Raw genomic sequence first — 26401 nt, forward strand, 5'->3', positions numbered from 1 at the left:
TCGCGGCCCAGCGGGAGCAAGCTCCCTCGCCACAACTTTACTCAGTGCTTGTTCTATCTCTTAACTGGCAGGCATTAATTGATCGCCCTTCTTTACTGCCGAATTGAGGTCAAGGATGGATACCCTGAAGGGTTTCAAGACAGTCGCCGGCCTGGCCATCTTCATGGTTGCGCTGCAACTGCTCAATGTGGCGACCGGCTACAGCCTTAACGCCTTCGGCCTGGTTCCGAGAACCTTGCACGGACTGGTCGGCATCATCACCTCGCCTTTCTTGCACACATCCTTTGCGCACCTGAGTGCCAACCTGATTGCCTTTTTGATCCTCGGCACCCTGGTCATCGCCGAAGGGCTCAACCGGTTCATGGCCGTCAGCGCTATCATCATTTTGCTGGGCGGTTCGCTGATCTGGCTGTTCGGTTTTGCCGGCGTGCATATCGGTGCCAGCGGCTGGGTGTTCGGGCTGTGGGCGTATCTCCTGTCGCGCGCCTGGTTCCAGAGGAGCTGGAGCAACCTGATAACCGCCAGTGTCGTGGCCCTGCTCTATGGCGGGCTGGTTGTTGGCTTCCTTCCTCGCCGGGGCATTTCCTTCGAAGGGCATATTTTTGCTGCAATCGCCGGGTATATTGCAGCCAAGGTACTGTTATCTACGCCGCGCAGCAGGTTTAATGCCGCCCGGTAACCGCACTCGAGCACTTAGATGCCCGAGCGATTACGTCGCCAGGAATGAGCCCCCAAGGAGTCAGGGATGTAATGTCGATTTTCCTTTTATTGCGCGCGTACGCGGCGTCCTTCTTCCATCGGTTCGGCTGGGCAGGCCTGGCCATTGCACTGGGCGTGCACCTGACCACGGCCTGGCTGGGTCTGGTGCTTCTGGGCGAACAACACCTCACTACCCCCGCCACATTCACCTACTTCTATCTCACCACCACGCTCACCGTCGGCTACGGCGATCTTGCGCCACAGACAGCCGCGGGACGGATTTTCGTGGCTACCTGGGTCATGCTCGGGGGCATTGCGCTGCTGACGGCGGCCATCGGCAAAACCACCAGCAGTGTCATCGATGTATGGAGAAAAGGCATGAAGGGCAAAGGCGATTTCACCGGCAAGGTCGGCCATACCGTTCTCATCGGCTGGGAAGGCGCGTCCAGCGAGCGGGTTATTGAGTTGCTGCTGCAGGACGAAACGTCCAATGACAACCTGATCGTCATTTGCGATTGCGACCTCGAAGAAAACCCCATGCCGGGCAAGGCGGCCTTTATCAAAGGTGAAAGCCTGTCCTCTGTCGCGCTTTTGCTGCGTGCCGGCGTACCTGGCGCCGAACGCGTACTGGTGCGAACCCATTCAGACGATCTGACCCTGGCCACCGTACTGGCGGTCAATCAACTGAGCCCGGTCGGGCATGTGGTCGCCCACTTCAATGAAAGTGAAATCGCCGCGCTCGCCAGCGCCTACGCGCCCAGCCTGGAATGCACCTCAAGCATGGCCATCGAGATGTTGGTGCGCGCCTCCCAGGATCCGGGCTCGTCAGTGGTCATCAATGAATTGCTGTGCGTGGGCCAAGGCGCCACCCAATACCTGATGAGACTGCCCGAAACCTTTGAAGCAACGTTCGGCGATCTGTACGCACAGATGAAAGAACGCCATAACGCGACCCTTATCGGCTACCGCGCCAAAGGCGCCCGACAGCCTTCAATCAACCCGCCCGGCGCCACTCGCGTCAAGGGCGGCGAACTCTTCTACATCGCCTCTACTCGCCTCAAGGAAATCTCCAATGGGATGGTTTAAACAGTTGCTGGGGCTTGAGGCCCCGAACGCGGGCACGAATACCGATTCGAAATGGACAGCCAACGACAACCTGCCAGTCACCGGCCCGCTGGGCCTGGCAATGGGCAAGGGCGTGATGTTCGACACGACCCTGAAACTGTTGCTCGACGAAAAAACCGCGGTAACCATTCCCGGCTCCCAGCAAATCTGGAGCGCCGGCACCATTGAGCTCGGGCAGTCGACCTGGTTGTCGCGCTACTACATGAACGACGAAGACTACTGGCTGCAAGTGCACACCACCGGCGACATCGCCGGGCAGGTCGAGTCGGTGATCCTGTTCAACTACCTCAGTTACGTCACCATCAACAGTGAAGCGGAGCTGCGGCGGCTGGCCGGCCCTCAAAGCCTGATCGGGCTGCCGACCTACACCCTCAACGGTGTCGAATACACCCGCGAATGGGGCACCGAGAACGGCCAGACCGAACTGGTGCCGTTGAGCGAACACCTGAAGAATCCGGACGAAACATACAGCATCCAGCACTGTTCGATGTTGTACGCCCGCGAAACCGGCCTGACCGATCGCCGGGAATTCCTGCTGTTTTCCGTCGAAGAAGACGCCGAAGGCACCATCAGCTTGAGCACTTCGCTGGGTATTTCGCTGTACACCACCGACCTGAACACTTTTTAAAAAGGAAGAAGTCCATGCTTGAAGCGCTCTCTATCTCCCTGAACAAAGCCGCCGTGCTCGGGTTTGTTTTGTACATCCTCGGCGCCGCCGTGTTGTTCGCGCTGTTCCAGTTCATCTACACCCGCATCACACCGCACCGGGAATTCGAGTTGATCCGTGCGGGCAACGTTGCGGCCGCCATCGCCCTGGGCGGCGCCATCATCGGATTCGCCATTCCGGCCAGCAATGTGATCGCCTACTCGATCAGCATTCTGGACTTCGTCGTCTGGGCGGTGATCGCCGCTTTCGTACAACTGCTGGCGTTCCTGGTGACCAGCCTGGTGCTCAAAGGCGCCTCTGAACGCATCAAGAAAGGCGAAATCGCTGCGGGTATCTATGTCGCGGCAGTGGCCATCAGCGTCGGCATGTTGAACGCCGCGTGCATGACCCCTTCCCAGAACTGATTGCGTCACGGAGCCCCCCATGAAACGAAGCAAGTACGTTCAGCTCTCGCTGGCGGCGTCGGTCGCCATGGCGATATCCGGCTGCGGGCAGGCGGAAAAAACCTACGAGATACACAAAAAGTACAACTTCCAGTCCGTCCAGCAGTGCGCCGATGAAAAGCTCCCGGTCGACATCTGCTCTGACGCCTATATGAAGGCCATGGCCCAGCATCGAAGCATTGCGCCGGTGTATGACAACCAGGCTGATTGCGACGCCGACTTTGTCGCCGACTGGTGCCAGCAGGATTCCGCCGGCAAATTCATCCCCAAGCTCGGCGGTTTCGAACTGAGTGCCGATGGCGAGGTGACGCAGTCCGAAGTGGACGCGGCCAAGGCCAAATTGCCCGCATCGGAAGCGAATGCCGCAGGGTCGGGCTTCTCCGGCAGTAGCCTGCTGACGGGGCTGCTGATCGGCAACATGCTCAGCAGCAACCGCAACAGTTACTACTCCGAACCGGTCTACCGCTATCGCGATGATCGCGGTAACTACTCGTCCTCGACACTCAGTCAGCGGGTATCGTCAGGTTCAACCTTCAACAGGTCCAATCAGGCGCGCTACGGCAGCAGTGGCAGTTACACCGACACCATCACCCGCAGCAAGCCGGTGTCCGTTGCATCGTCCACCTCCCGCGGCGGGTTCGGCAGCCAGGCCAGCGCACGCAGTGGCTGGGGTGGATCAGGCAAGAGCTTTGGCGGTTCGAGTAGCTAAGGGAACAAGGCCATGAAGAAAATCCTCTGCGCAGAGCGTCATGACTGGAAACAGACCGCCGAAAGCCTCGGCTTCCTGTTCCATACCATCGACGACGAACCCTATTGGGACGAGAGCGCGTACTACCAGTTCACGCTCAAGCAGATCGAGAACGACCTCGAAGACCCGACCACCGAAGTTCATGAGATGTGCATGGACCTGGTGGCGCGAGTGGTGCAAAGCGAAGAGTTGTTGGAGCGCCTGAGCATCCCCGCGCCGTTCTTCGACATGGTTCGCACTTCATGGCTCGAAGGCCACCCGCACCTGTATGGGCGCATGGACTTCTCCTACAACGGCAGCGGGCCAGCCAAGCTGCTGGAACTCAACTACGACACGCCGACCAGCCTGTATGAGGCCGCGGCGTTTCAGTGGGGCTGGCTGGAACAATGCATCGAGCGTGGCTTGCTGCCCAGGCACGCCGACCAGTTCAACAGCATCGACACCAAGCTGCATCAGGCTTTTGCCCAACTGCAGCTCAAACAGCCCTTCTATTTCGCCTCGATGAAAGACTCGGTCGAAGACAAGGGCACCACCGATTACCTGCGCCTGGTCGCGGAAAAGGTCGGCATCGAATCGCGGCACATCGACATCGAAGACATTGGCCTCACCAGTGACGGACGTTTCGTTGACCTCGAAGATCGCTGGATCCCTCACCTGTTCAAACTGCATGCCTGGGAGTTCATCTTCCACGAACCCTTCGGCGCAGCGATTGCCCAGAGCGATACGCAGTTTTTCGAACCACCCTGGAAATCCATCATCTCCAACAAGGGCATCCTGCCGCTGCTGTGGGAGTTCAACCAAGGTCACCCGAACCTGCTCGCGGCGCACCTGGACTCCGATCCGAGTAAAGCGGTGCCCAAAGGTTGGGTGCGCAAGCCATTCTTCTCACGGGAAGGCGCGAACATTGAGCTGCAAACTGCCGATGGCCTGATCGTAAAAGAGGACGGCCCCTACACTGATGCGCCGTTTATCCTTCAGGAGTTTGCCCCGCTGCCGAAATTTGGCGACAGCTACACGCTGATCGGTTCCTGGGTGATCGGGGATCAGGCAGCCGGCATCGGCGTGCGTGAGGACAACAGTCTGATTACCAAGGATTCGAGCCGGTTCTTGCCGCATCTGATACTCGACTGAGCCCTCCATCGCCCACTAAAAAGGACTGGTGTCGACATATCGTCAGACACCCACAAGACTTACTGCGCAAATGCCGGATAATGGCGGCCATTCGTTTAGCCGTTATTCTGGTAATCCCCCATGGAAATCAAGGTCAACTTTCTCGACAACCTGCGACTTGAAGCCAAGTTCGATGACTTCACGGTGGTGGCCGATCAACCTATCCGCTACAAGGGCGATGGCTCGGCACCGGGGCCGTTCGACTACTTCCTGGCTTCGTCGGCGCTGTGTGCGGCGTATTTTGTGAAGTTGTACTGCAACACGCGCAATATCCCCACGGATAACATCCGCCTGTCGCAGAACAATATTGTTGACCCGGAAAACCGCTACAACCAGATTTTCAAGATCCAGGTCGAGTTGCCGGCGGATATCTCCGACAAGGACCGCCAGGGCATCCTGCGCTCCATCGACCGTTGCACCGTGAAGAAAGTGGTGCAAGCCGGGCCTGAATTTGTGATCGAAGAAGTGGACAACCTCGACGCCGACGCCCAGGCGTTGCTGATGCCTGCTTCCAGCTCAGAGGCGAGCACCTATATTGCCGGCAAGGATCTGCCGCTGGAGCAAACCATCGCCAACATGTCGGCCATTCTGGCGGACCTGGGCATGAAGATTGAAATCGCTTCCTGGCGCAATATCGTGCCCAATGTGTGGTCGTTGCATATCCGCGATGCGCACTCGCCGATGTGCTTTACCAACGGCAAGGGTGCGACCAAGGAAGGCGCGTTGGCGTCGGCGTTGGGCGAGTTTATCGAGCGACTCAACTGCAACTTCTTCTACAACGACCAGTTCTGGGGAGAAGACATCGCCGACGCAGCGTTTGTGCACTACCCGGACGAACGCTGGTTCAAGCCTGGCCGTAAAGATGCACTGCCGACCGAAATCCTCGACGAGTACTGCCTGAAGATTTACAACCGCGACGGCGAGCTGCGTGGTTCCCACCTGATCGACACCAACTCGGGCAATGAAGAGCGCGGCATCTGCTCGCTGCCTTACGTGCGCCAGTCCGACGGCGAGGTGGTGTATTTCCCGTCCAACCTGATTGAAAACCTGTTCCTGAGCAACGGCATGAGTGCCGGTAACACGCTGGCCGAAGCCCAGGTGCAGTGCCTGTCGGAGATTTTCGAGCGCGCGGTAAAACGCGAAATCATTGAAGGTGAATTTGCCCTGCCGGATGTGCCGGCTCACGTGCTGGCGAAGTACCCCGGAATACTGGCCGGGATTCAGGCACTGGAAGAGCAAGGGTTCCCGGTGCTGGTGAAGGATGCGTCCCTGGGAGGTGAATTCCCGGTGATGTGCGTCACGTTGATGAACCCGCGTACCGGCGGTGTGTTCGCCTCGTTCGGTGCGCACCCGAGCCTGGAAGTGGCGCTGGAGCGCAGCCTGACCGAATTGCTGCAAGGCCGCAGCTTCGAAGGCCTCAACGACCTGCCCCAGCCGACATTTGAAGGTCATGCGGTGACCGAGCCGAATAACTTCGTCGAGCACTTTATCGACTCCAGCGGCGTGGTGTCGTGGCGCTTCTTCAGCTCAAAATCGGATTACGAATTCGTGGAGTGGGACTTCTCCGGCCAGGGTGAAAACTCCAATGCCGAGGAAGCCGCGACCTTGTTCGGCATTCTCGAAGGCATGGGCAAAGAAGTGTACATGGCGGTCTACGAGCATATCGGTGCAACGGCCTGCCGCATCCTGGTGCCAGACTATTCGGAAATTTATCCAGTAGACGATCTGATCTGGGATAACACCAACAAAGCGCTGTTCTTCCGCGCCGACATCCTGAACCTGCATCGCCTGGACGAAGAAGAGCTGCAAGCGCTGGTTGAGCGTCTGGTGGAAAGTGAGCTGGACGACTACACCGACATCACCACCTTGATCGGCATCGAATTTGACGACAATACCGCCTGGGGTCAGCTGACGATCCTGGAGTTGAAGCTGCTGATCTATCTCGCCTTGCAACAATTTGAAGAAGCGAAAGAGGCGGTGGAAATGTTCCTGCAGTACAACGACAACACGGTTGAGCGCGGCTTGTTCTATCAAGCCGTGAATGTGGTGCTGGAGATGAAACTGGACGAAGACCTGGAACTGGAAGACTACGAGGCCAACTTCCGCCGGATGTTTGGCAACGAGCGGATGGATGCAGCGATCGGATCGGTGGACGGCAGCGTGCGCTTCCATGGCTTGACGCCGACCAGCATGAAGCTGGAGGGGCTCGATAGGCATTTGCGCTTGATCGAGAGCTACAAAAAACTGCACATGGCGCGGGCCAACATGACCGCCCTGTAGGAGCCGGCTTGCTGGCGATCCAGGCGCCGCGGTTAACCAGGCAAACCGAGTTATCGTTCATCGCCAGCAAGCCGGCTCCTACAATATGGTGCGCAAAAGAAAACCCCCGACCAGTCGAGAGGACTGATCGGGGGTTCCAGACCTAAACTTTACAAAAAAGTCTCAGGTAAGTCCTAGAACGGAATATCGTCATCAAAGCTGTCGAAATCCGGAGCCGGTTGCGGAGCAGCCTGCGGTGGAGCCGGGCGCGACTGTTGCGGTGCCGACTGCTGCGGACGCGGAGCCTGCTGGCGTGGGGCTGGAGCGGATTGCTGGTAGTTATTCCCGCCTTGTTGGTCGCCCTGTTGTGGACGGCCGCCCAGCAGTTGCATGGTGCCTTGCATGTCGACCACGATTTCAGTGGTGTAACGCTTGATACCGTCTTTTTCCCACTCGCGGGTCTGCAGCTTGCCTTCGATGTAGACTTGCGAACCTTTACGCAGGTATTCGCCGGCGATTTCGGCCACTTTGCCGAACATCGAAACACGGTGCCATTCGGTCTTCTCGACCTTCTGACCGGTTTGCTTGTCGGTCCACTGTTCGCTGGTTGCCAGACTCAGGTTGGTCACGGCGTTACCGTTAGGCAAGTAGCGAACTTCGGGATCCTGGCCGCAAGTGCCGACCAATATGACTTTGTTAACCCCACGGGCCATAACGTTCTCCTAGGCTACGCACGCTGCCTCGGCCGGGTTGTTCACCAGGCGCTCAAGGGTCGTGCGATCCAATAGTTCTGTGTCCAATTTGATGTAAATCGCCGCTTCATCAGCAACGATCACCGCATCTGTTACCCCTACGACGGCCTTCAGGCGCTCAACCAGACCCGCTTCGCGGATCGCCTCGGGCGACAACGGCAAGCGCAGGCTCGTGACGTAAGGTGGTTCACGCATGGTAACAGCAAAGGCCAGCCAAAGTGCAGCCAGCCCGGCACATCCCAGGAACACAACCGACAAACCGCCGTGCTGAAACAGCCAGCCGCCGAGGATCCCGCCCAGTGCCGAACCGAGGAACTGACTGGTGGAATAAACCCCCATCGCCGTGCCTTTGCCGCCTGCCGGTGAAACCTTGCTGATCAGCGACGGCAAGGACGCTTCCAGCAGATTGAACGCGGTGAAAAACACCACCGTGCCGATTACCAGAGCCCGCAAGCTGTCGCCGAACTGCCAGAAGAATAGCTCAGTGAGCATCAGCGTCAGCACCGCGCCCAATAAAACTCGTTTCATTTTGCGTTTCTTCTCGCCGTAGATAATGAACGGGATCATGGCGAAGAAGGAAATCAGCAGCGCAGCGAGGTACACCCACCAGTGCTGCTCCTTGGGCAAACCGGCTTTTTCGACCAGCGCCAGGGGCAATGCAACGAAGCTCGACATCAACATCGCGTGCAACACAAAAATGCCCAGGTCCAGGCGCAGCAGGTCCGGGTGCTTGAGCGTCGGGATCAGTGCCTGACGCGCGACACCAGACTCGCGGTGCTGCAATGGCCCGGTGGCGCGCGGCACCATGAACATCACGATGACGATACCGAGCAGCGCCATGCCGCCGGTGGCGAAGAACAGCCCCGAGAGGCCGAAGGCACGGGTCAGCAATGGCCCTACCACCATGGCAATCGCGAACGACAGACCGATCGTCATGCCGATCATGGCCATGGCTTTGGTCCGATGCTGTTCCCGGGTCAGGTCCGACAGCAATGCCATGACCGCCGCAGAAATCGCCCCGGCGCCCTGCAGGATGCGTCCGGCGATGACGCCCCAGATCGAATCGGCATTGGCCGCCAGCACGCTGCCCAGGGCGAAGACGATCAGCCCCAGGTAAATCACCGGACGACGACCGATGCGATCGGAAATGAAGCCAAAGGGAATCTGAAAAATCGCCTGGGTCAGGCCGTAAGCGCCAATCGCCAACCCGATGAGGGCCGGGGTCGCGCCTGCCAGGTCCATCCCATAGGTCGCCAGCACCGGCAACACCATGAACATGCCAAGCATACGGAAGGCGAACACTAGGGCCAGACCGCTTGCTGCGCGGGTCTCACTGCCACTCATGCGTTCGCTGTGGGGATCGTGCATGGAAAAACCTCATCTGAACCGGCGGCGATTCTACCAGTCCCATCGATTGACGGGGTATATAGCGACGCTATGACGCGCGCAGATGACGCAATCTTCATGCAAGGTTGCGCGCCCCTCATTTGATAGTGTGCATCCATCCAGTATTTGGCCGTATACTCCTACGTTTTCGACGCCCGCCGAGCGAGGCCACTTTGGACAAGATCCTGATTCGTGGGGCCCGAACCCACAACCTGAAGAACATCGACCTGACCCTGCCACGGGACAAACTGATCGTCATCACCGGCCTGTCCGGATCCGGCAAGTCGTCCCTGGCCTTCGACACGCTGTACGCCGAAGGCCAGCGCCGCTATGTCGAATCGCTGTCGGCCTACGCCCGGCAATTCCTGTCGATGATGGAAAAGCCTGACGTCGACACCATCGAAGGTCTGTCGCCAGCGATCTCCATCGAACAGAAGTCGACCTCGCACAACCCGCGCTCGACGGTTGGCACCATTACCGAAATCTACGATTACCTGCGCCTGCTCTACGCTCGCGTCGGTATTCCGCGCTGCCCGGACCACGACATTCCGCTGGAAGCCCAGACTGTCAGCCAGATGGTCGACCTGGTGCTGGCGCAACCGGAAGGCAGCAAACTGATGCTGTTGGCTCCGGTAATCCGCGAGCGCAAGGGCGAACACCTCTCGGTCTTCGAAGAACTGCGCGCCCAGGGCTTTGTGCGGGCCCGGGTCAACGGCAAGCTCTGTGAGCTGGACGAGTTGCCGAAGCTGGATAAACAGAAGAAGCACTCGATCGATGTCGTGGTCGACCGCTTCAAGGTCCGCGCCGATCTGCAACAACGCCTGGCCGAATCGTTCGAGACCGCGCTGAAACTGGCGGACGGCATCGCTCTCGTGGCGCCAATGGACGACGAGCCCGGCGAAGAAATCATCTTCTCCGCACGCTTCGCCTGCCCGATCTGTGGCCACGCCATCAGCGAGCTGGAACCCAAGCTGTTTTCCTTCAACAACCCGGCCGGCGCCTGCCCGACCTGCGATGGCCTGGGGGTTAAACAGTTCTTCGACACCAAACGATTGGTGAACGGTGAACTGACCCTGGCCGAAGGCGCGATCCGCGGCTGGGACCGGCGCAACGTCTATTACTTCCAGATGCTTGGCTCGCTGGCCGCCCACTACAAGTTCAGCCTCGAAGTGCCGTTCAACGAACTGCCGGCCGATCAACAGAAATTCATCCTGCACGGCAGTGGCTCGCAGAACGTCGACTTCAAGTACCTGAACGACCGCGGCGACATCGTCAAACGCTCGCACCCGTTCGAAGGCATCGTGCCGAACCTGGAACGCCGCTACCGCGAAACCGAATCGGCTTCAGTCCGCGAAGAACTGGCCAAATTCCTCAGCACCCAGCCTTGCCCGGATTGCCGTGGCACCCGTCTGCGTCGCGAGGCGCGACACGTGTGGGTTGGCGAGAAGACCTTGCCGGCGGTGACCAACTTGCCGATCGGCGATGCCTGCGAATACTTCGGCGTGCTGAAGCTGACCGGCCGCCGTGGCGAAATTGCCGACAAGATCCTCAAGGAAATCCGCGAACGCCTGCAGTTTCTGGTCAACGTTGGCCTGGACTATCTGTCACTGGATCGCAGTGCCGACACGCTGTCCGGCGGTGAGGCCCAGCGCATTCGCCTGGCCAGTCAGATTGGCGCCGGTCTGGTGGGGGTTCTGTACATCCTCGATGAACCGTCAATTGGCCTGCACCAGCGGGACAACGACCGATTGCTCGGCACACTCAAGCACCTGCGTGACATCGGCAACACGGTGATCGTGGTCGAGCACGATGAAGACGCGATTCGTCTGGCTGATTATGTGGTGGATATCGGCCCGGGCGCGGGTGTGCACGGTGGACATATCGTTGCCGAAGGCACGCCGGACGAAGTCATGGCTCACCCTGATTCGCTGACCGGCAAGTATTTGTCGGGCCGGGTGAAGATCGCCGTTCCAGCCAAACGCACACCCCGTAACAAGAAGCTGTCGCTGTCCCTCAAGGGTGCTCGCGGTAACAATTTGCGCAATGTCGATCTGGAGATTCCAATCGGCCTGCTGACCTGCGTGACCGGCGTGTCCGGCTCGGGCAAATCGACGCTGATCAACAACACGTTGTTTCCCTTGAGCGCTACCGCACTCAACGGGGCAACGACCCTGGAAGCGGCGGCTCACGACAGCATCAAGGGCCTTGAGCACCTGGATAAAGTCGTCGACATCGATCAGAGCCCGATCGGTCGCACACCGCGCTCCAACCCGGCGACCTACACCGGCTTGTTCACGCCAATTCGCGAGTTGTTCGCCGGCGTACCGGAATCGCGCTCCCGCGGTTACGGGCCGGGGCGTTTCTCCTTCAACGTGAAGGGCGGACGCTGTGAAGCCTGCCAGGGCGATGGCCTGATCAAAGTGGAGATGCACTTCCTGCCGGACATCTATGTCCCGTGCGACGTCTGCAAGAGCAAGCGCTACAACCGCGAAACCCTTGAGATCAAATACAAGGGCAAGAGCATCCACGAAACCCTCGAGATGACCATCGAGGAAGCCCGGGTGTTCTTCGACGCAGTTCCGGCCTTGGCGCGCAAGCTTCAGACGCTGATGGACGTAGGCCTTTCGTACATCAAGCTGGGACAATCGGCGACGACGCTGTCGGGCGGTGAAGCCCAGCGGGTGAAACTGTCCCGCGAGCTGTCCAAGCGCGATACCGGCAAGACCCTGTATATCCTCGATGAGCCAACTACCGGCCTGCACTTTGCGGATATCCAGCAACTGCTCGATGTTTTGCATCGCTTGCGCGACCATGGCAATACCGTGGTGGTGATCGAACACAACCTGGATGTGATCAAGACCGCCGACTGGTTGGTGGACCTGGGGCCGGAAGGCGGCTCCAAGGGCGGCCAGATTATTGCCGTCGGCACGCCGGAAGACGTGTCCGAGATGAAGCAGTCTCACACTGGCTACTACCTCAAACCACTGCTGGCTCGCGACAAGGCCTGAATCAGGCCCATGAAAAAGCCCCTGTCACTTTGTCGGTGACAGGGGCTTTTTTGTGCGTCGTCGGCCTAAAAATCAGAACTGCGATTGCAGGTAATTCTCCAATCCGATCAACTTGATCAAACCCAGCTGTTTCTCCAGCCAATAGGTGTGATCTTCCTCGGTGTCGTTCAGCTGAATGCGCAAGATCTCGCGGGTGACATAGTCCTTGTGCCGCTCGCAAAGCTCGATGCCTTTGCACAGAGCTGCACGAACTTTATATTCCAGACGCAGGTCAGCGGCGAGCATGTCCGGCACGGTGGTGCCGACATCGAGATCGTCCGGACGCATGCGCGGCGTACCTTCGAGCATCAGGATCCGACGCATCAGCGCATCAGCGTGCTGAGCCTCTTCTTCCATCTCGTGGTTGATACGTTCGTAGAGCTCGGTGAACCCCCAGTCCTCGTACATCCGCGAATGGATGAAATATTGATCACGCGCTGCCAGTTCGCCTGTCAGCAACGTGTTGAGGTAATCGATTACGTCTGGGTGACCTTGCATCGCCCTACATCTCCCTGCCTGAAAGTCTGTAGTTTGAACCAACCTGACCTGAAGGTCACTCGCCCGCCGCAATAAAAGCGAAGATATTCTGAGAAAATGGGTTCAAATAACGCAAAAAACCGCCCTAATGAGGGCGGTTCTGCTTCTCGTTTAGACTTCGTTAAGCTGTACGCCCAACGCCTTCGCGATGCCTTCTCCATAAGCCGGATCGGCCTTGAAGAAATGCTGTAGCTGACGATCAACCACGTCGCCGGAAACCCCAGCCATTGCACCGGCAATGTTGTTGATCAGCAGCGCTTTCTGCTCATCGTTCATCAGACGGAACAGCGCACCCGCGTGACTGTAGTAGTCGGTATCTTCGCGATGATCGTAACGGTCAGCCGCGCCGCTCAAGACCAAGGCAGGTTCCGCGTAGTGCGGTGCCTGTTTCGGTGATTCAACGTAGCTGTTCGGCTCGTAGTTCGGCGCCGCACCGCCATTACTGCCAAACGCCATCGAACCATCGCGCTGGTAAGTGTTGACCGGACTGCGAGGTGCATTCACTGGCAGCTGCTGGTGATTGGTGCCCACACGGTACCGGTGGGCATCCGCGTAAGCGAACACACGCCCCTGCAGCATGCGGTCAGGTGACAGGCCGACGCCTGGGACCATGTTGCTCGGACCGAACGCGGCCTGCTCGACTTCAGCGAAGTAGTTCAGCGGATTGCGGTTGAGCTCAAGCTCGCCCACTTCGATCAACGGGAACTCTTTCTGCGACCAGGTCTTGGTCACGTCAAACGGGTTCTCATAGTGAGTCGAGGCCTGAGCCTCGGTCATGATCTGAATGTTGACACTCCATTTCGGGAAGTCACCGCGCTCAATGGCGCCGAACAGGTCACGTTGTGCGTAATCCGGATCGGTGCCGGCCAGGCGCGCCGCTTCTGCCGGAGCGAGGTTCTTGATCCCTTGCTTGGTTTTATAGTGCCACTTCACCCAGTGACGCTCGCCATTGGCGTTGATCAAGCTGTAGGTGTGGCTGCCGAAGCCGTGCATGTGACGGTAACCGTCAGGGATGCCGCGATCCGAAAACAGGATAGTGACCTGGTGCAGCGCCTCAGGCGAATGCGACCAGAAATCCCACATCATCTGCGCGCTTTTCAGGTTGCTTTGCGGCAGACGCTTCTGGGTGTGGATAAAGTCAGGGAATTTCAGCGGATCACGGATGAAGAACACCGGCGTGTTGTTGCCGACGATGTCCCAGTTGCCTTCCTCGGTGTAGAACTTCAGGGCAAAACCACGTGGATCACGCTCGGTGTCAGCCGAGCCGCGCTCGCCACCCACGGTGGAGAATCGCAGGAAGGTCGGGGTTTGTTTGCCGACAGACTCAAACAGCTTGGCACTGGTGTATTGAGTGATATCGCGAGTCACAGTGAACGTGCCGTAAGCACCCGAGCCTTTGGCGTGTACGCGACGCTCCGGGATGTTTTCACGGTTGAAGTGGGCAAGCTTCTCGATCAGGTGGAAATCGTCGAGCAGCAGAGGGCCACGAGGGCCGGCGGAGCGGGAATTCTGGTTGTCGGCGACAGGAGCGCCACTGGCGGTCGTAAGTGTTTTGTTTTGGCTCATGCGATCTCTTCCTCTGTCAGTCTTGAACTGCCGGCTAAATCGGCTTGGTGGGAAGTATTGATCATCAACATGACAGTCACAAATTCATTAATTTGCAGACATCAATAGAAAATTACTAATGATCAACCCAAGCATATAGTGCCTATAGGGAAGGGTTTGAAGCTTGTACGCAGAGCGCATTTCTTGCAGGCACAAAAAACCGGGCACTAGGCCCGGTTCTTTGTTTCAGACTGACGTCTTACTCAGCGGATACAGCTTCACCGCCGACAGCACGATCAACCAACTCGACGTACGCCATAGGCGCGTTGTCGCCAGCGCGGAAACCGCACTTGAGGATGCGCAGGTAGCCACCCTCACGGGTAGCGTAACGCTTGCCCAGGTCGTTGAAGAGCTTACCAACGATAGCTTTCGAACGAGTACGGTCGAAAGCCAGACGGCGGTTAGCCAGGCTGTCTGTCTTGGCCAAAGTGATCAGCGGCTCAGCAACGCGGCGCAGTTCTTTGGCTTTTGGCAGTGTAGTTTTGATCAGCTCGTGCTCGAACAGCGACACCGCCATGTTTTGAAACATGGCCTTGCGGTGCGAGCTGGTGCGGCTCAGGTGACGACCACTTTTACGATGACGCATGGTTCATTCCTTACCAAACACAACGTTCGGTGATTACGACGATCAGGCAGTCGCCTTGTCGTCCTTCTTAAGACTTGCAGGCGGCCAGTTGTCGAGGCGCATGCCGAGGGACAGACCGCGGGAGGCCAGAACGTCCTTGATTTCAGTCAAGGATTTCTTGCCAAGGTTCGGAGTCTTCAACAGCTCTACTTCGGTACGCTGAATCAGGTCGCCGATGTAGTAGATGTTTTCCGCCTTAAGGCAGTTAGCCGAACGTACAGTCAGTTCCAGATCGTCAACCGGGCGAAGCAGGATCGGATCGATCTCGTCTTCCTGCTCGACAACCACTGGCTCACTGTCACCTTTGAGATCGACGAACGCAGCCAACTGCTGTTGCAGAATGGTTGCAGCACGGCGGATAGCCTCTTCAGGATCCAGGGTACCGTTGGTTTCCAGATCAATAACCAGCTTGTCCAGGTTAGTACGCTGTTCGACACGGGCGTTTTCCACCACGTATGCGATACGGCGAACCGGGCTGAACGAAGAGTCAAGCTGCAAGCGACCGATGCTGCGGCTTTCGTCTTCATCGCTCTGACGCGAGTCTGCCGGTTCATAACCACGACCACGAGCTACGGTGAGCTTCATGTTCAGGGCGCCGTTAGACGCCAGGTTAGCGATTACGTGATCGGGGTTAACGATCTCGACATCATGATCCAGCTGAATATCGGCAGCGGTAACCACCCCCGAACCCTTCTTCGACAAGGTCAGCGTAACTTCGTCTCGACCGTGCAGCTTGATAGCCAGACCTTTAAGGTTCAACAGGATTTCAATTACGTCTTCCTGTACACCTTCGATGGCGCTGTACTCGTGGAGCACACCGTCAATCTCGGCCTCGACTACTGCACAGCCGGGCATTGAGGACAACAGGATGCGGCGCAGCGCGTTGCCCAGGGTGTGGCCGAAACCACGCTCGAGAGGCTCGAGTGTGATCTTGGCGCGGGTTGGACTGACAACCTGCACATCAATATGGCGGGGTGTCAGGAACTCATTTACCGAAATCTGCATGGATGCACCTATTTTCTAGCCCTTACTTGGAGTAGAGCTCGACAATCAGGCTTTCGTTGATGTCGGCGGACAGATCACTGCGAGCAGGAACGTTCTTGAAAACGCCCGACTTCTTCTCAGTGTCTACTTCTACCCATTCTACGCGGCCACGTTGGGCACACAGATCGAGAGCTTGGACAATGCGAAGTTGGTTCTTTGCTTTCTCGCGAACTGCGACCACGTCACCAGCACGAACCTGGTAGGACGGAACGTTTACGGTCTGACCGTTAACGCTGATCGACTTGTGCGATACCAGCTGACGGGATTCGGCACGAGTAGAGCCAAAACCCATACGGTATACAACGTTGTCCAGACGGCATTCGAGCAGTTGCAACAGGTTTTCGCCAGTTGCGCCTTTCTTGCCAGCAGCTTCTTTGTAGTAGCCGCTGAATTGACGCTCGAGAACGCCGTAGATACGACGGACCTTCTGCTTTTCACGCAGTTGGGTGCCGTAGTCGGACTGGCGACCGCGGCGTTGGCCGTGGATACCAGGTGCTGCTTCGATGTTGCACTTCGATTCGATCGCGCGCACGCCGCTCTTCAGAAAGAGATCGGTGCCTTCGCGACGAGCGAGTTTGCATTTTGGACCAATGTAACGAGCCATTCTTTACAATCTCCTGGATTACACGCGGCGCTTCTTCGGCGGACGGCACCCGTTGTGCGGGATTGGCGTCACGTCGGTGATGCTGGCGATCTTGTAGCCACAGCCGTTCAAAGCGCGGACTGCGGATTCACGACCTGGACCTGGACCTTTGACGTTAACGTCGAGGTTTTTCAGGCCGTATTCCAGCGCAGCTTGACCAGCACGTTCAGCAGCTACTTGAGCAGCGAACGGGGTGGACTTGCGGGAACCGCGGAAACCCGAACCACCGGAGGTAGCCCAGGAAAGAGCGTTACCTTGACGGTCGGTGATGGTCACGATGGTGTTGTTAAAAGAAGCATGGATGTGGGCGATGCCATCAACCACTGTCTTTTTAACTTTTTTACGAGGACGAGCAGCAGGTTTTGCCATGATTAATTTCCTGTCGATTCGCTGGGGCGATTACTTGCGGATCGGCTTACGCGGACCTTTACGGGTACGCGCGTTGGTCTTGGTACGCTGACCGCGTACTGGCAGACCACGACGATGACGCAGACCGCGATAGCAACCGAGGTCCATCAAACGCTTGATTTTCATGTTGATTTCGCGACGCAGGTCACCTTCAGTGGTGAACTTCGCCACTTCGCCACGCAGCTGTTCAATCTGCTCGTCGCTCAGATCTTTGATCTTTGCCGCTGGGTTTACCCCAGTCACTGCACAAATTTTCTGTGCAGTAGTGCGACCAACACCATAGATGTAGGTCAGCGAGATAACAGTATGCTTGTTATCTGGAATGTTAACGCCTGCAATACGGGCCATTCAGTGGGACTCCAATTGACAGCTACCTACGCCCCGGAAGCCAAGAAATAGGGCGCGAGATAATATCGCTGTAATAACAAATAATCAACCCGGCAGCGCACTAGCTGCCGGGCTTGAAGCACAATCACACTCAGCCTTGGCGCTGTTTGTGACGCGGTTCCGCGCTGCAAATTACTCGAACAACACCTTCGCGGCGAATAATCTTGCAGTTACGGCACAGCTTTTTCACCGATGCACGAACTTTCATCACCAACTCCTCGAACCTTATGGGTACTCAGCGCAACATGCCGCTGCCGTAACCCTTCAGGTTGGCTTTCTTCATCAGGGATTCGTACTGGTGCGAAACGAGGTGCGATTGTACTTGGGACATGAAGTCCATCACAACCACGACCACGATCAGCAACGAGGTCCCGCCAAGGTAGAACGGTACGTTTGCTGCAACCACCAGGAACTGGGGCAACAGGCAGACGGCCGTCATGTAAAGAGCACCGAACATGGTCAAGCGAGTCAGAACGCCATCAATGTAGCGCGCAGACTGCTCACCTGGACGGATGCCCGGAATAAAGGCACCGGACTTCTTCAGGTTTTCCGCTACGTCTTTCGGATTGAACATCAACGCCGTATAGAAGAAGCAGAAGAAAATAATCCCTGCACTAAACAGCAGAATATTCAACGGCTGACCAGGAGCGATCGACTGCGAGATGTCCTGCAACCAGCCCATACCTTCAGACTGACCGAACCAGGCACCCAACGAAGCCGGGAACAGCAAAATGCTGCTCGCGAAAATAGCCGGAATAACACCGGCCATGTTCACCTTCAGCGGCAAGTGGCTAGTTTGCGCAGCGAAGACCTTACGGCCCTGCTGACGCTTGGCGTAGTGAACAGCAATACGACGCTGGCCACGCTCAATGAACACCACGAAACCGATAATCGCTACTGCCAGCAAACCGATGGCAACCAGGGCGAAGATGTTGATATCACCCTGACGTGCAGACTCGAAAGACTGCCCGATCGCTCTCGGAAGACCGGCGACGATACCCGAAAAAATCAACATCGAGATACCGTTGCCAACACCACGCTCAGTAATCTGCTCACCCAGCCACATCATGAACATCGCACCAGCCACAAAAGTGGATACCGCGACGAAATGGAAGCCAAAGTCACCAGTGAACGCAACGCCCTGCCCCGCCAGACCAATGGACATGCCAATAGCCTGGACGAGAGCGAGGACGACAGTGCCGTAGCGGGTGTACTGGCTGATCTTGCGACGGCCAGCTTCACCTTCCTTCTTCAACTGTTCCAGCTGCGGGCTGACGGCGGTCATCAGTTGCATGATGATCGATGCCGAAATGTACGGCATGATCCCCAGTGCAAAGATACTCATCCGCTCCAGCGCGCCGCCGGAAAACATGTTGAACAAGCTAAGAATGGTCCCCTCATTCTGTCGAAACAGGTCCGCGAGTCGGTCCGGGTTGATACCTGGAACCGGGATGTGTGCGCCTATTCGGTAGACGATAATCGCCAGGAACAGAAAACGCAGACGAGCCCAGAGTTCAGACATACCGCCTTTGCCGAGCGCAGAGAGAGCACCTTGCTTAGCCATTTATTCCTCGAACTTGCCGCCAGCTGCTTCGATAGCCGCACGCGCACCTTTGGTGGCGCCGATTCCCTTTCCGATGGTGACAGCGCGAGTAACTTCGCCGGACAGCATGATTTTCACACGCTGAACGTTGACGTTGATCACGTTGGCATCTTTCAGGGACTGCACGGTGACGATGTCGCCTTCCACTTTAGCCAGCTCGGACAGACGCACTTCTGCGCGGTCCATGGCTTTCAGGGAAACGAAACCAAACTTCGGCAGGCGACGATGCAGCGGCTGTTGACCGCCTTCAAAGCCTGGAGCAATGGTGCCACCGGAGCGGGAGGTTTGACCTTTGTGACCACGGCCACCAGTCTTACCCAAACCGCTACCGATACCACGGCCCGGACGATGCTTTTCGCGACGGGAACCCGGCGCTGGACTCAGATCATTGAGTTTCATCGATTAACCCTCGACACGCAGCATGTAGTAAGCCTTGTTGATCATCCCGCGATTCTCGGGAGTATCCTGGACTTCTACAGTGTGACCGATGCGACGCAGACCCAGACCCTTAACGCACAGTTTGTGGTTAGGGATGCGGCCGGTCATGCTTTTGATCAGCGTAACTTTAACGGTAGCCATGATCAGAAGATCTCCTTGACGCTTTTGCCACGCTTGGCGGCAATGGATTCAGGAGACTGCATTGCTTTCAAACCCTTGAAAGTGGCGTGAACCACGTTTACCGGGTTAGTCGAGCCGTAGCACTTGGCCAGAACGTTCTGAACGCCAGCAACTTCGAGGACAGCACGCATAGCGCCGCCAGCGATGATACCGGTACCTTCAGAAGCAGGCTGCATGTACACCTTCGAAGCGCCGTGGGCGGACTTCATTGCGTACTGCAGAGTGGTGCCGTTCAGATCAACCTGGATCATGTTGCGGCGAGCAGCTTCCATTGCCTTCTGGATCGCAGCAGGCACTTCACGCGACTTGCCACGGCCGAAGCCAACGCGCCCTTTACCATCACCAACCACGGTCAACGCGGTGAAAGTGAAGATACGGCCGCCTTTAACGGTTTTGGCTACGCGGTTAACTTGAACCAGCTTCTCGATGTAGCCTTCGTCGCGCTTTTGGTCGTTATTTGACATAACTTAGAACTCCAGCCCAGCTTCACGAGCAGCATCAGCCAGCGCCTTGACGCGGCCGTGGTACTTGAAGCCAGAGCGGTCGAAAGCCACCTGCGAGACGCCAGCGGCTTTAGCACGCGTAGCGACCAGCTGGCCAACCTTAGTGGCCGCGTCGATGTTGCCGGTGGCACCATCACGCAGTTCTTTATCCAAAGTCGAGGCACTTGCCAGGACTTTGTTGCCGTCGGCCGAAATGACCTGGGCGTAGATGTGCTGCGACGAGCGGAACACGCAGAGACGCACGACTTCGAGTTCGTGCATTTTCAGGCGTGCTTTGCGAGCGCGACGCAGTCGAGTAACTTTTTTGTCGGTCATTTGCTATGCCCTACTTCTTCTTGGCTTCTTTACGACGGACGACTTCGTCCGCGTAGCGCACACCTTTGCCTTTGTACGGCTCTGGTGGACGGAAGTCGCGGATCTCGGCGGCCACTTGACCTACCAGCTGCTTGTCGATGCCCTTGATCAGGATATCGGTCTGGCTAGGAGTCTCAGCGGTGATGCCTTCCGGCAGTTCATAATCCACTGGGTGCGAGAAGCCAAGAGCCAGGTTCAGCACTGTGCCTTTTGCTTGCGCTTTGTAACCAACACCGACCAGCTGGAGCTTACGCTCGAAGCCTTGGCTTACGCCTTGGACCATGTTGTTTACCAACGCACGAGTGGTACCAGCCATTGCGCGAGTTTGTTGATCGCCATTGCGAGCAGCGAAACGCAGCTCACCAGCTTCTTCAACGATCTCAACGGACGAATGGATGTTCAGTTCGAGAGTGCCCTTGGCACCCTTCACCGAAAGCTGTTGGCCTGCGAATTTGACTTCGACACCGGCTGGCAGCTTAACGGGGTTCTTAGCGACGCGTGACATGCTTATCCCCCCTTAGAACACAGTGCAAAGAACTTCGCCGCCGACACCGGCAGCGCGCGCAGCACGATCCGTCATCACACCTTTGTTGGTGGAGACGATAGACACACCGAGACCGCCACGAACTTTTGGCAGATCATCGACGGACTTGTACTGACGCAGGCCTGGACGGCTAACGCGCTTCACTTCCTCGATGACCGGACGGCCTTCGAAGTACTTCAGCTCGATGGACAGCAGTGGCTTGATTTCGCTGCTGATCTGATAACCCGCAATGTAACCTTCGTCCTTCAGGACTTTGGCAACAGCTACCTTCAAAGTAGAAGATGGCATGCTTACGACGGACTTTTCAGCCATCTGGGCATTACGGATTCGAGTTAGCATGTCCGCTAACGGGTCCTGCATACTCATGGGCTAGACGCTCCTAATACACAAAAAATTAGCCTTGCGGCTACTACGTGTCGCCGAGTACATCCGCGCAAAAAAAACACGGGCTCAGGCGAGCCGGGTATTCTAGACACACCCCACAAATGAATCAAGCCCCAATAGGGGCTTGATTCAAGTTCAAGGTCACCGATGGTCAGGATCTTGCGACCCCGAACACCGAGACTTCGACAGTGCTTACCAGCTGGCTTTAACCAGACCAGGTACGTCACCACGCATTGCAGCTTCACGCAGTTTGTTACGGCCAAGGCCGAACTTGCGGTAAACGCCGTGTGGACGACCGGTCAGGCGGCAGCGGTTACGCATGCGCGAAGCGCTTGCGTCACGTGGCTGCTTCTGCAGGGCTACTGTAGCTTCCCAACGCGCTTCTGGACTTGCGTTCAGATCAACGATGATAGCTTTCAGTGCTGCACGCTTTTTGGCGTACTTGGCAACCGTGAGCTGACGCTTCAGCTCGCGGTTTTTCATGCTCATCTTGGCCATTTTCCTACTCCAATCAGTTGCGGAACGGGAATTTGAAAGCACGCAACAGGGCGCGACCTTCATCATCGTTCTTGGCAGTGGTGGTCAGGGTAATGTCCAGACCGCGGAGAGCATCGATCTTGTCGTAGTCGATTTCCGGGAAGATGATCTGCTCTTTAACGCCCATGCTGTAGTTACCACGACCATCGAAGGACTTGGCATTCAGGCCGCGGAAGTCGCGAACCCGAGGCAGGGAGATCGACAGCAGACGATCCAGGAACTCGTACATACGCTCACGGCGTAGGGTCACTTTGACGCCGATCGGCCAACCTTCACGGACTTTAAAGCCAGCGATGGATTTCCGAGCGTAGGTCACAACGACTTTCTGGCCGGTGATCTTTTCCAGGTCAGCAACAGCGTGCTCGATGACTTTTTTGTCGCCGATCGCTTCGCCCAGACCCATGTTCAGGGTGATTTTGGTAACGCGCGGAACTTCCATCACGTTCGAAAGCTTAAGTTCTTCCTTAAGTTTCGGTGCGATTTCCTTCCGGTAAATCTCTTTTAGTCGTGCCATGGTCTTCTACCTAGCAGTGTTCAAGCATCAACCGCTTTTTGGGTCGACTTGAAGACACGAATTTTCTTACCGTCTTCTACTTTGAAACCAACGCGGTCAGCCTTGTTGGTTTCGCCGTTGAAGATGGCGACGTTGGAAGCGTGCAGTGGCGCTTCTTTCTCGACGATACCGCCCTGTACGCCCGACATCGGGTTAGGCTTGGTATGACGCTTGACCAGGTTCAGACCACCAACGACCAGACGGTCATCAGCAAGAACCTTCAGCACCTTACCGCGCTTACCTTTGTCTTTGCCGGCGATCACGATGATCTCGTCGTCACGACGAATCTTTTGCATGTCGGATCTCCTTACAGCACTTCTGGGGCGAGCGAGACGATCTTCATGAACTTCTCAGTACGAAGTTCACGGGTCACTGGCCCAAAGATACGGGTGCCGATCGGCTCTTGCTTGTTGTTCAGAAGAACAGCAGCGTTGCCATCAAAGCGGATAATGGAGCCATCTGCACGGCGAACGCCGTGACGAGTGCGGACTACAACAGCAGTCATCACTTGGCCTTTTTTCACCTTACCGCGAGGAATTGCTTCCTTCACGGTAACTTTGATGATGTCACCGATACCAGCGTAACGACGATGGGAGCCACCCAGCACCTTGATGCACATAACGCGGCGAGCGCCGCTGTTATCGGCCACATCGAGCATGGATTGAGTCTGAATCATATAATTTCTCCGACCCCTAGTCCTTAGACTTCCACAGCGCGTTCGAGAACATCAACCAGCGCCCAAGACTTGGTCTTGGCCAAAGGACGAGTTTCACGAATAGTGACTTTGTCGCCGATGTGGCACTGATTGGTTTCGTCGTGCGCGTGCAGCTTAGTCGAACGCTTAACGTATTTACCGTAGATCGGGTGCTTAACGCGACGCTCGATCAGAACGGTGATGGTTTTGTCCATCTTGTCGCTGACAACACGGCCAGTCAGCGTACGGACAGTTTTTTCGGCTTCAGCCATGATTACTTACCTGCCTGCTGGTTGAGCACAGTCTTCACGCGAGCGATGTCACGCTTAACTTGCGAGAGCAGATGAGACTGCCCCAACTGGCCAGTTGCTTTCTGCATACGCAGATTGAACTGGTCGCGCAGCAGGCCGAGCAGTTGCTCGTTCAGCTGCTGTGCGGATTTTTCACGAAGTTCATTCGCTTTCATCACATCACCGTCCGTTTAACAAAGGAGGTGGCGAGCGGCAGCTTTGCAGCAGCCAGGGCGAAAGCCTCACGCGCCAGCTCTTCAGAAACACCCTCGATTTCATACAGGACTTTGCCTGGCTGAATCTGGGCAACCCAGTATTCCACGTTACCCTTACCTTTACCCATCCGAACTTCGAGTGGCTTTTTGGAAATAGGCTTGTCCGGGAATACACGGATCCAGATCTTGCCGCCACGTTTAACGTGACGGGTCAGTGCACGACGCGCTGACTCGATCTGACGAGCGGTGAGACGACCACGAGCAACAGACTTCAGCGCGAACTCGCCGAAGCTGACTTTGCTACCGCGCAATGCCAGGCCACGGTTGTGACCAGTCATTTGCTTGCGGAACTTCGTACGCTTTGGTTGCAACATTTGGCGTACCCCTTACTTAGCAGCTTTTTTACGAGGCGCTGGTGCTTGTGGTTTCAGTTCTTCTTGGCGACCACCAATTACTTCGCCTTTGAAGATCCAAACCTTTACACCGATCACACCATAAGTGGTGTGAGCTTCGTAGTTGGCATAGTCGATGTCGGCACGCAGGGTGTGCAGAGGCACACGACCTTCGCGATACCATTCAGTACGTGCGATTTCAGCACCGCCGAGACGACCGCTCACTTGGATTTTGATGCCTTTGGCACCAATGCGCATGGCGTTCTGAACAGCGCGCTTCATAGCGCGACGGAACATTACGCGACGCTCCAGCTGCTGAGCTACGCTCTGCGCAACCAGCATACCGTCGAGCTCCGGCTTGCGGATCTCTTCGATATTGATGTGCACAGGCACACCCATTTGCTTGGTCAGGTCCTGACGCAGTTTCTCAACATCTTCACCTTTCTTCCCGATAACGATACCTGGACGAGCGGTGTGGATGGTGATACGTGCAGTTTGGGCCGGACGATGGATATCGATACGGCTTACGGACGCGCTTTTTAGTTTGTCTTGGAGATACTCACGCACCTTCAGATCAGCGAACAAGTAGTCCGCATAAGTCCGACCGTCTGCGTACCAGACGGAGGTGTGCTCCTTGACGATTCCCAGGCGAATGCCAATGGGATGTACTTTCTGACCCATCTCTTCGACTCCGTTACTTGTCAGCAACCTTGACAGTGATATGGCAAGACCGCTTGACGATGCGATCAGCACGGCCTTTGGCACGTGGCATGATGCGCTTCAGCGAACGCCCTTCGTTGACGAAAACGGTGCTGACCTTAAGGTCATCAACGTCTGCGCCTTCGTTATGCTCGGCGTTGGCTACGGCCGACTCCAGCACTTTCTTCATGATCTCGGCGGCTTTCTTACTGCTGAAAGCCAACAGGTTGAGCGCTTCGCCCACCTTCTTCCCGCGGATCTGGTCGGCGACCAAGCGGGCTTTCTGGGCGGAGATTCGAGCGCCCGACAACTTAGCGGCTACTTCCATTTCCTAACCCCTTAACGCTTGGCTTTCTTGTCTGCCACGTGCCCACGATATGTGCGGGTACCGGCGAACTCGCCCAGTTTGTGGCCGACCATGTCTTCGTTAACGAGAACTGGGACGTGTTGACGACCGTTGTGTACTGCGATGGTCAGACCGACCATTTGTGGCAGGATCATCGAGCGACGCGACCAGGTTTTAACTGGTTTGCGATCGTTCTTTTCCGCCGCCACTTCGATCTTCTTCAGTAGGTGAAGATCGATAAAAGGACCTTTTTTCAGAGAACGTGGCACTGTCGTATCCCTCTATTTACTTGCGACGACGGACGATCATTTTGTCGGTACGCTTATTACCACGAGTCTTCGCGCCCTTAGTCGGGAAGCCCCATGGCGATACCGGATGACGACCACCAGAGGTACGACCTTCACCACCACCATGTGGGTGGTCAACCGGGTTCATGGCAACACCACGAACGGTTGGGCGAACGCCACGCCAGCGTTTGGCACCAGCTTTACCCAGCGAACGCAGGCTGTGCTCGGAGTTCGAGACTTCGCCCAGGGTCGCGCGGCATTCAGCCAGCACTTTACGCATCTCACCAGAACGCAGACGCAGGGTCACGTAGACACCTTCACGAGCGATCAGCTGAGCCGAAGCACCAGCGGAACGAGCGATTTGCGCGCCTTTACCTGGCTTCAATTCGATGCCGTGTACGGTGCTACCAACTGGAATGTTACGCAGTTGCAGAGCGTTGCCCGGCTTGATCGGTGCCAGAGCACCTGCGATCAGCTGGTCGCCAGCACTCACGCCTTTAGGCGCAATGATGTAGCGACGCTCGCCATCTGCGTACAGCAGCAGAGCGATGTGAGCAGTACGGTTTGGATCGTATTCGATACGCTCAACAGTGGCAGCGATGCCATCTTTGTCGTTGCGACGGAAATCGACCAGACGATAATGCTGCTTATGGCCACCACCGATGTGACGAGTGGTAATACGACCATTGTTGTTACGACCACCAGACTTCGACTTTTTCTCGAGCAGCGGTGCGTGAGGAGCGCCTTTATGCAGCTCCTGGTTGACCACCTTGACCACAAAACGGCGGCCAGGGGAAGTCGGTTTGCATTTAACGATTGCCATGATGCACCCCTTCC

36 protein-coding genes are annotated in these 26401 nt (G+C 56.8%); 8 read left to right on the forward strand and 28 right to left on the reverse strand.

Annotation, left to right across the window (positions count from 1 at the left end; translation table 11 throughout):
- The first annotated feature begins 115 nt into the window (after positions 1–115).
- The 7 genes from AC1DIS_RS19550 (at position 116) to AC1DIS_RS19580 (ending at position 7132) form a co-directional block, all read left to right on the forward strand.
- Positions 116–679, forward strand: a complete 564-nt coding sequence (locus AC1DIS_RS19550; RefSeq protein WP_477744625.1) for a rhomboid family intramembrane serine protease — start codon at positions 116–118, stop codon at positions 677–679.
- A 71-nt stretch (positions 680–750) separates the two neighbouring features.
- Positions 751–1785 carry an ion channel gene (locus AC1DIS_RS19555; RefSeq protein WP_477744626.1) on the forward strand — a complete coding sequence of 345 codons (1035 nt, stop codon included), beginning with the start codon at positions 751–753 and terminating at the stop codon, positions 1783–1785.
- Positions 1772–2452: a DUF2491 family protein gene (locus tag AC1DIS_RS19560; RefSeq protein ID WP_086945162.1), complete on the forward strand. Its 681-nt coding sequence runs from the start codon at positions 1772–1774 to the stop codon at positions 2450–2452. Before AC1DIS_RS19555 ends, AC1DIS_RS19560 begins: the two co-directional genes overlap by 14 nt.
- Positions 2453–2466: 14 nt before the next feature.
- Positions 2467–2895, forward strand: coding sequence for a DUF350 domain-containing protein (locus tag AC1DIS_RS19565; RefSeq protein ID WP_007933682.1), 429 nt, complete (start codon positions 2467–2469; stop codon positions 2893–2895).
- 19 nt (positions 2896–2914) lie between these two features.
- Positions 2915–3643, forward strand: a complete 729-nt coding sequence (locus AC1DIS_RS19570) for a DUF1190 domain-containing protein (RefSeq protein WP_477748507.1) — start codon at positions 2915–2917, stop codon at positions 3641–3643.
- A 12-nt stretch (positions 3644–3655) separates the two neighbouring features.
- The gene (locus tag AC1DIS_RS19575; protein WP_086945160.1) at positions 3656–4813 is read left to right on the forward strand and encodes a glutathionylspermidine synthase family protein; all 1158 of its coding nucleotides are present in this window, start codon (positions 3656–3658) and stop codon (positions 4811–4813) included.
- Between the two features lie 120 nt (positions 4814–4933).
- A complete protein-coding gene (locus AC1DIS_RS19580) occupies positions 4934–7132 on the forward strand; it encodes an OsmC domain/YcaO domain-containing protein (protein WP_477748506.1) in 2199 nt (732 codons plus the stop codon).
- A 173-nt stretch (positions 7133–7305) separates the two neighbouring features.
- Here AC1DIS_RS19580 and AC1DIS_RS19585 read toward each other — a convergent pair whose 3' ends face one another.
- Together AC1DIS_RS19585 and AC1DIS_RS19590 are read right to left on the reverse strand one after the other, a co-directional pair.
- The gene (locus AC1DIS_RS19585) at positions 7306–7824 is read right to left on the reverse strand and encodes a single-stranded DNA-binding protein (protein ID WP_064620707.1); all 519 of its coding nucleotides are present in this window, start codon (positions 7822–7824) and stop codon (positions 7306–7308) included.
- Positions 7825–7833: 9 nt separating this feature from the next.
- On the reverse strand, positions 7834–9231 hold the full coding sequence (locus AC1DIS_RS19590) for an MFS transporter (protein ID WP_019650831.1): 1398 nt from the start codon (positions 9229–9231) through the stop codon (positions 7834–7836).
- Between the two features lie 191 nt (positions 9232–9422).
- On the opposite strand from AC1DIS_RS19590, the gene uvrA reads away from it, so the two are divergent.
- On the forward strand, positions 9423–12257 hold the full coding sequence (uvrA, locus tag AC1DIS_RS19595) for an excinuclease ABC subunit UvrA (protein ID WP_018925658.1): 2835 nt from the start codon (positions 9423–9425) through the stop codon (positions 12255–12257).
- Positions 12258–12329: 72 nt separating this feature from the next.
- Here the strand turns inward: uvrA and bfr are convergent, their stop codons facing one another.
- The 26 genes from bfr to rplB form a co-directional block, all read right to left on the reverse strand.
- Complete coding sequence (gene bfr / locus AC1DIS_RS19600) at positions 12330–12794, reverse strand: bacterioferritin (RefSeq protein WP_018925657.1); 465 nt, start codon at positions 12792–12794, stop codon at positions 12330–12332.
- A gap of 150 nt (positions 12795–12944) precedes the next feature.
- The gene (locus AC1DIS_RS19605) at positions 12945–14399 is read right to left on the reverse strand and encodes a catalase (RefSeq protein ID WP_477744629.1); all 1455 of its coding nucleotides are present in this window, start codon (positions 14397–14399) and stop codon (positions 12945–12947) included.
- 238 nt (positions 14400–14637) lie between these two features.
- Positions 14638–15024: a 50S ribosomal protein L17 gene (gene rplQ / locus AC1DIS_RS19610; RefSeq protein ID WP_007924175.1), complete on the reverse strand. Its 387-nt coding sequence runs from the start codon at positions 15022–15024 to the stop codon at positions 14638–14640.
- 42 nt (positions 15025–15066) lie between these two features.
- The gene (locus AC1DIS_RS19615; RefSeq protein WP_003186012.1) at positions 15067–16068 is read right to left on the reverse strand and encodes a DNA-directed RNA polymerase subunit alpha; all 1002 of its coding nucleotides are present in this window, start codon (positions 16066–16068) and stop codon (positions 15067–15069) included.
- A gap of 22 nt (positions 16069–16090) precedes the next feature.
- The gene (gene rpsD / locus AC1DIS_RS19620; protein ID WP_003176404.1) at positions 16091–16711 is read right to left on the reverse strand and encodes a 30S ribosomal protein S4; all 621 of its coding nucleotides are present in this window, start codon (positions 16709–16711) and stop codon (positions 16091–16093) included.
- 18 nt (positions 16712–16729) lie between these two features.
- The gene (gene rpsK / locus AC1DIS_RS19625) at positions 16730–17119 is read right to left on the reverse strand and encodes a 30S ribosomal protein S11 (protein ID WP_002555466.1); all 390 of its coding nucleotides are present in this window, start codon (positions 17117–17119) and stop codon (positions 16730–16732) included.
- Positions 17120–17149: 30 nt separating this feature from the next.
- Positions 17150–17506: a 30S ribosomal protein S13 gene (rpsM, locus tag AC1DIS_RS19630; RefSeq protein ID WP_003186020.1), complete on the reverse strand. Its 357-nt coding sequence runs from the start codon at positions 17504–17506 to the stop codon at positions 17150–17152.
- A 130-nt stretch (positions 17507–17636) separates the two neighbouring features.
- Positions 17637–17753 (reverse strand): 50S ribosomal protein L36, encoded by a 117-nt coding sequence (rpmJ, locus tag AC1DIS_RS19635; RefSeq protein WP_002555468.1) that lies wholly within the window; start codon positions 17751–17753, stop codon positions 17637–17639.
- Between the two features lie 27 nt (positions 17754–17780).
- The gene (secY, locus tag AC1DIS_RS19640) at positions 17781–19109 is read right to left on the reverse strand and encodes a preprotein translocase subunit SecY (RefSeq protein ID WP_003228718.1); all 1329 of its coding nucleotides are present in this window, start codon (positions 19107–19109) and stop codon (positions 17781–17783) included.
- Entirely contained in the window at positions 19110–19547 is a 438-nt protein-coding gene (gene rplO, locus AC1DIS_RS19645) for a 50S ribosomal protein L15 (protein WP_003228720.1), read from the reverse strand. It lies immediately after the preceding gene.
- A gap of 3 nt (positions 19548–19550) precedes the next feature.
- On the reverse strand, positions 19551–19727 hold the full coding sequence (rpmD, locus tag AC1DIS_RS19650) for a 50S ribosomal protein L30 (protein ID WP_003176408.1): 177 nt from the start codon (positions 19725–19727) through the stop codon (positions 19551–19553).
- 2 nt (positions 19728–19729) lie between these two features.
- Positions 19730–20230 carry a 30S ribosomal protein S5 gene (gene rpsE / locus AC1DIS_RS19655; protein WP_003186035.1) on the reverse strand — a complete coding sequence of 167 codons (501 nt, stop codon included), beginning with the start codon at positions 20228–20230 and terminating at the stop codon, positions 19730–19732.
- Between the two features lie 3 nt (positions 20231–20233).
- Positions 20234–20584, reverse strand: a complete 351-nt coding sequence (rplR, locus tag AC1DIS_RS19660; protein ID WP_003186037.1) for a 50S ribosomal protein L18 — start codon at positions 20582–20584, stop codon at positions 20234–20236.
- Between the two features lie 10 nt (positions 20585–20594).
- Positions 20595–21128 carry a 50S ribosomal protein L6 gene (gene rplF, locus AC1DIS_RS19665; RefSeq protein ID WP_003176412.1) on the reverse strand — a complete coding sequence of 178 codons (534 nt, stop codon included), beginning with the start codon at positions 21126–21128 and terminating at the stop codon, positions 20595–20597.
- Positions 21129–21140: 12 nt separating this feature from the next.
- Entirely contained in the window at positions 21141–21533 is a 393-nt protein-coding gene (gene rpsH, locus AC1DIS_RS19670; RefSeq protein ID WP_003186040.1) for a 30S ribosomal protein S8, read from the reverse strand.
- 210 nt (positions 21534–21743) lie between these two features.
- Positions 21744–22049, reverse strand: a complete 306-nt coding sequence (rpsN, locus tag AC1DIS_RS19675) for a 30S ribosomal protein S14 (protein ID WP_003176414.1) — start codon at positions 22047–22049, stop codon at positions 21744–21746.
- Positions 22050–22062: 13 nt separating this feature from the next.
- Positions 22063–22602, reverse strand: a complete 540-nt coding sequence (gene rplE, locus AC1DIS_RS19680; protein ID WP_003210069.1) for a 50S ribosomal protein L5 — start codon at positions 22600–22602, stop codon at positions 22063–22065.
- A gap of 20 nt (positions 22603–22622) precedes the next feature.
- Positions 22623–22937: a 50S ribosomal protein L24 gene (gene rplX, locus AC1DIS_RS19685; RefSeq protein WP_007896770.1), complete on the reverse strand. Its 315-nt coding sequence runs from the start codon at positions 22935–22937 to the stop codon at positions 22623–22625.
- 11 nt (positions 22938–22948) lie between these two features.
- A complete protein-coding gene (gene rplN / locus AC1DIS_RS19690) occupies positions 22949–23317 on the reverse strand; it encodes a 50S ribosomal protein L14 (RefSeq protein ID WP_002555479.1) in 369 nt (122 codons plus the stop codon).
- Positions 23318–23340: 23 nt separating this feature from the next.
- Complete coding sequence (rpsQ, locus tag AC1DIS_RS19695; RefSeq protein ID WP_003176419.1) at positions 23341–23607, reverse strand: 30S ribosomal protein S17; 267 nt, start codon at positions 23605–23607, stop codon at positions 23341–23343.
- 2 nt (positions 23608–23609) lie between these two features.
- Positions 23610–23801: a 50S ribosomal protein L29 gene (gene rpmC, locus AC1DIS_RS19700; RefSeq protein ID WP_002555481.1), complete on the reverse strand. Its 192-nt coding sequence runs from the start codon at positions 23799–23801 to the stop codon at positions 23610–23612.
- Positions 23801–24214 (reverse strand): 50S ribosomal protein L16, encoded by a 414-nt coding sequence (gene rplP / locus AC1DIS_RS19705; protein ID WP_003228729.1) that lies wholly within the window; start codon positions 24212–24214, stop codon positions 23801–23803. Before rplP ends, rpmC begins: the two co-directional genes overlap by 1 nt.
- A gap of 12 nt (positions 24215–24226) precedes the next feature.
- Complete coding sequence (rpsC, locus tag AC1DIS_RS19710) at positions 24227–24913, reverse strand: 30S ribosomal protein S3 (protein WP_003176422.1); 687 nt, start codon at positions 24911–24913, stop codon at positions 24227–24229.
- Positions 24914–24926: 13 nt separating this feature from the next.
- Complete coding sequence (rplV, locus tag AC1DIS_RS19715) at positions 24927–25259, reverse strand: 50S ribosomal protein L22 (RefSeq protein WP_003103908.1); 333 nt, start codon at positions 25257–25259, stop codon at positions 24927–24929.
- An 11-nt stretch (positions 25260–25270) separates the two neighbouring features.
- Positions 25271–25546, reverse strand: a complete 276-nt coding sequence (gene rpsS / locus AC1DIS_RS19720; RefSeq protein WP_002555486.1) for a 30S ribosomal protein S19 — start codon at positions 25544–25546, stop codon at positions 25271–25273.
- Positions 25547–25562: 16 nt separating this feature from the next.
- Entirely contained in the window at positions 25563–26387 is an 825-nt protein-coding gene (gene rplB, locus AC1DIS_RS19725) for a 50S ribosomal protein L2 (protein WP_003186055.1), read from the reverse strand.
- Positions 26388–26401: the final 14 nt, after the last annotated feature.

The organism is Pseudomonas sp. 05N433 (assembly GCF_056396925.1).

Excerpts from the sequence above, each read along its gene's own strand:
- AC1DIS_RS19550 (WP_477744625.1), top strand. The coding sequence starts at position 116 with ATGGATACCCTGAAGGGTTTCAAGACAGTCGCCGGCCTGGCCATCTTC.
- AC1DIS_RS19555 (WP_477744626.1), top strand. The coding sequence starts at position 751 with ATGTCGATTTTCCTTTTATTGCGCGCGTACGCGGCGTCCTTCTTCCAT.
- AC1DIS_RS19560 (WP_086945162.1), top strand. The coding sequence starts at position 1,772 with ATGGGATGGTTTAAACAGTTGCTGGGGCTTGAGGCCCCGAACGCGGGC.
- AC1DIS_RS19565 (WP_007933682.1), top strand. The coding sequence starts at position 2,467 with ATGCTTGAAGCGCTCTCTATCTCCCTGAACAAAGCCGCCGTGCTCGGG.
- AC1DIS_RS19570 (WP_477748507.1), top strand. The coding sequence starts at position 2,915 with ATGAAACGAAGCAAGTACGTTCAGCTCTCGCTGGCGGCGTCGGTCGCC.
- AC1DIS_RS19575 (WP_086945160.1), top strand. The coding sequence starts at position 3,656 with ATGAAGAAAATCCTCTGCGCAGAGCGTCATGACTGGAAACAGACCGCC.
- AC1DIS_RS19580 (WP_477748506.1), top strand. The coding sequence starts at position 4,934 with ATGGAAATCAAGGTCAACTTTCTCGACAACCTGCGACTTGAAGCCAAG.
- AC1DIS_RS19585 (WP_064620707.1), bottom strand. The coding sequence starts at position 7,824 with ATGGCCCGTGGGGTTAACAAAGTCATATTGGTCGGCACTTGCGGCCAG.
- AC1DIS_RS19590 (WP_019650831.1), bottom strand. The coding sequence starts at position 9,231 with ATGCACGATCCCCACAGCGAACGCATGAGTGGCAGTGAGACCCGCGCA.
- bfr (WP_018925657.1), bottom strand. The coding sequence starts at position 12,794 with ATGCAAGGTCACCCAGACGTAATCGATTACCTCAACACGTTGCTGACA.
- AC1DIS_RS19605 (WP_477744629.1), bottom strand. The coding sequence starts at position 14,399 with ATGAGCCAAAACAAAACACTTACGACCGCCAGTGGCGCTCCTGTCGCC.
- rplQ (WP_007924175.1), bottom strand. The coding sequence starts at position 15,024 with ATGCGTCATCGTAAAAGTGGTCGTCACCTGAGCCGCACCAGCTCGCAC.
- AC1DIS_RS19615 (WP_003186012.1), bottom strand. The coding sequence starts at position 16,068 with ATGCAGATTTCGGTAAATGAGTTCCTGACACCCCGCCATATTGATGTG.
- rpsD (WP_003176404.1), bottom strand. The coding sequence starts at position 16,711 with ATGGCTCGTTACATTGGTCCAAAATGCAAACTCGCTCGTCGCGAAGGC.
- rpsK (WP_002555466.1), bottom strand. The coding sequence starts at position 17,119 with ATGGCAAAACCTGCTGCTCGTCCTCGTAAAAAAGTTAAAAAGACAGTG.
- rpsM (WP_003186020.1), bottom strand. The coding sequence starts at position 17,506 with ATGGCCCGTATTGCAGGCGTTAACATTCCAGATAACAAGCATACTGTT.
- rpmJ (WP_002555468.1), bottom strand. The coding sequence starts at position 17,753 with ATGAAAGTTCGTGCATCGGTGAAAAAGCTGTGCCGTAACTGCAAGATT.
- secY (WP_003228718.1), bottom strand. The coding sequence starts at position 19,109 with ATGGCTAAGCAAGGTGCTCTCTCTGCGCTCGGCAAAGGCGGTATGTCT.
- rplO (WP_003228720.1), bottom strand. The coding sequence starts at position 19,547 with ATGAAACTCAATGATCTGAGTCCAGCGCCGGGTTCCCGTCGCGAAAAG.
- rpmD (WP_003176408.1), bottom strand. The coding sequence starts at position 19,727 with ATGGCTACCGTTAAAGTTACGCTGATCAAAAGCATGACCGGCCGCATC.
- rpsE (WP_003186035.1), bottom strand. The coding sequence starts at position 20,230 with ATGTCAAATAACGACCAAAAGCGCGACGAAGGCTACATCGAGAAGCTG.
- rplR (WP_003186037.1), bottom strand. The coding sequence starts at position 20,584 with ATGACCGACAAAAAAGTTACTCGACTGCGTCGCGCTCGCAAAGCACGC.
- rplF (WP_003176412.1), bottom strand. The coding sequence starts at position 21,128 with ATGTCACGCGTCGCTAAGAACCCCGTTAAGCTGCCAGCCGGTGTCGAA.
- rpsH (WP_003186040.1), bottom strand. The coding sequence starts at position 21,533 with ATGAGTATGCAGGACCCGTTAGCGGACATGCTAACTCGAATCCGTAAT.
- rpsN (WP_003176414.1), bottom strand. The coding sequence starts at position 22,049 with ATGGCCAAGATGAGCATGAAAAACCGCGAGCTGAAGCGTCAGCTCACG.
- rplE (WP_003210069.1), bottom strand. The coding sequence starts at position 22,602 with ATGGCACGACTAAAAGAGATTTACCGGAAGGAAATCGCACCGAAACTT.
- rplX (WP_007896770.1), bottom strand. The coding sequence starts at position 22,937 with ATGCAAAAGATTCGTCGTGACGACGAGATCATCGTGATCGCCGGCAAA.
- rplN (WP_002555479.1), bottom strand. The coding sequence starts at position 23,317 with ATGATTCAGACTCAATCCATGCTCGATGTGGCCGATAACAGCGGCGCT.
- rpsQ (WP_003176419.1), bottom strand. The coding sequence starts at position 23,607 with ATGGCTGAAGCCGAAAAAACTGTCCGTACGCTGACTGGCCGTGTTGTC.
- rpmC (WP_002555481.1), bottom strand. The coding sequence starts at position 23,801 with ATGAAAGCGAATGAACTTCGTGAAAAATCCGCACAGCAGCTGAACGAG.
- rplP (WP_003228729.1), bottom strand. The coding sequence starts at position 24,214 with ATGTTGCAACCAAAGCGTACGAAGTTCCGCAAGCAAATGACTGGTCAC.
- rpsC (WP_003176422.1), bottom strand. The coding sequence starts at position 24,913 with ATGGGTCAGAAAGTACATCCCATTGGCATTCGCCTGGGAATCGTCAAG.
- rplV (WP_003103908.1), bottom strand. The coding sequence starts at position 25,259 with ATGGAAGTAGCCGCTAAGTTGTCGGGCGCTCGAATCTCCGCCCAGAAA.
- rplB (WP_003186055.1), bottom strand. The coding sequence starts at position 26,387 with ATGGCAATCGTTAAATGCAAACCGACTTCCCCTGGCCGCCGTTTTGTG.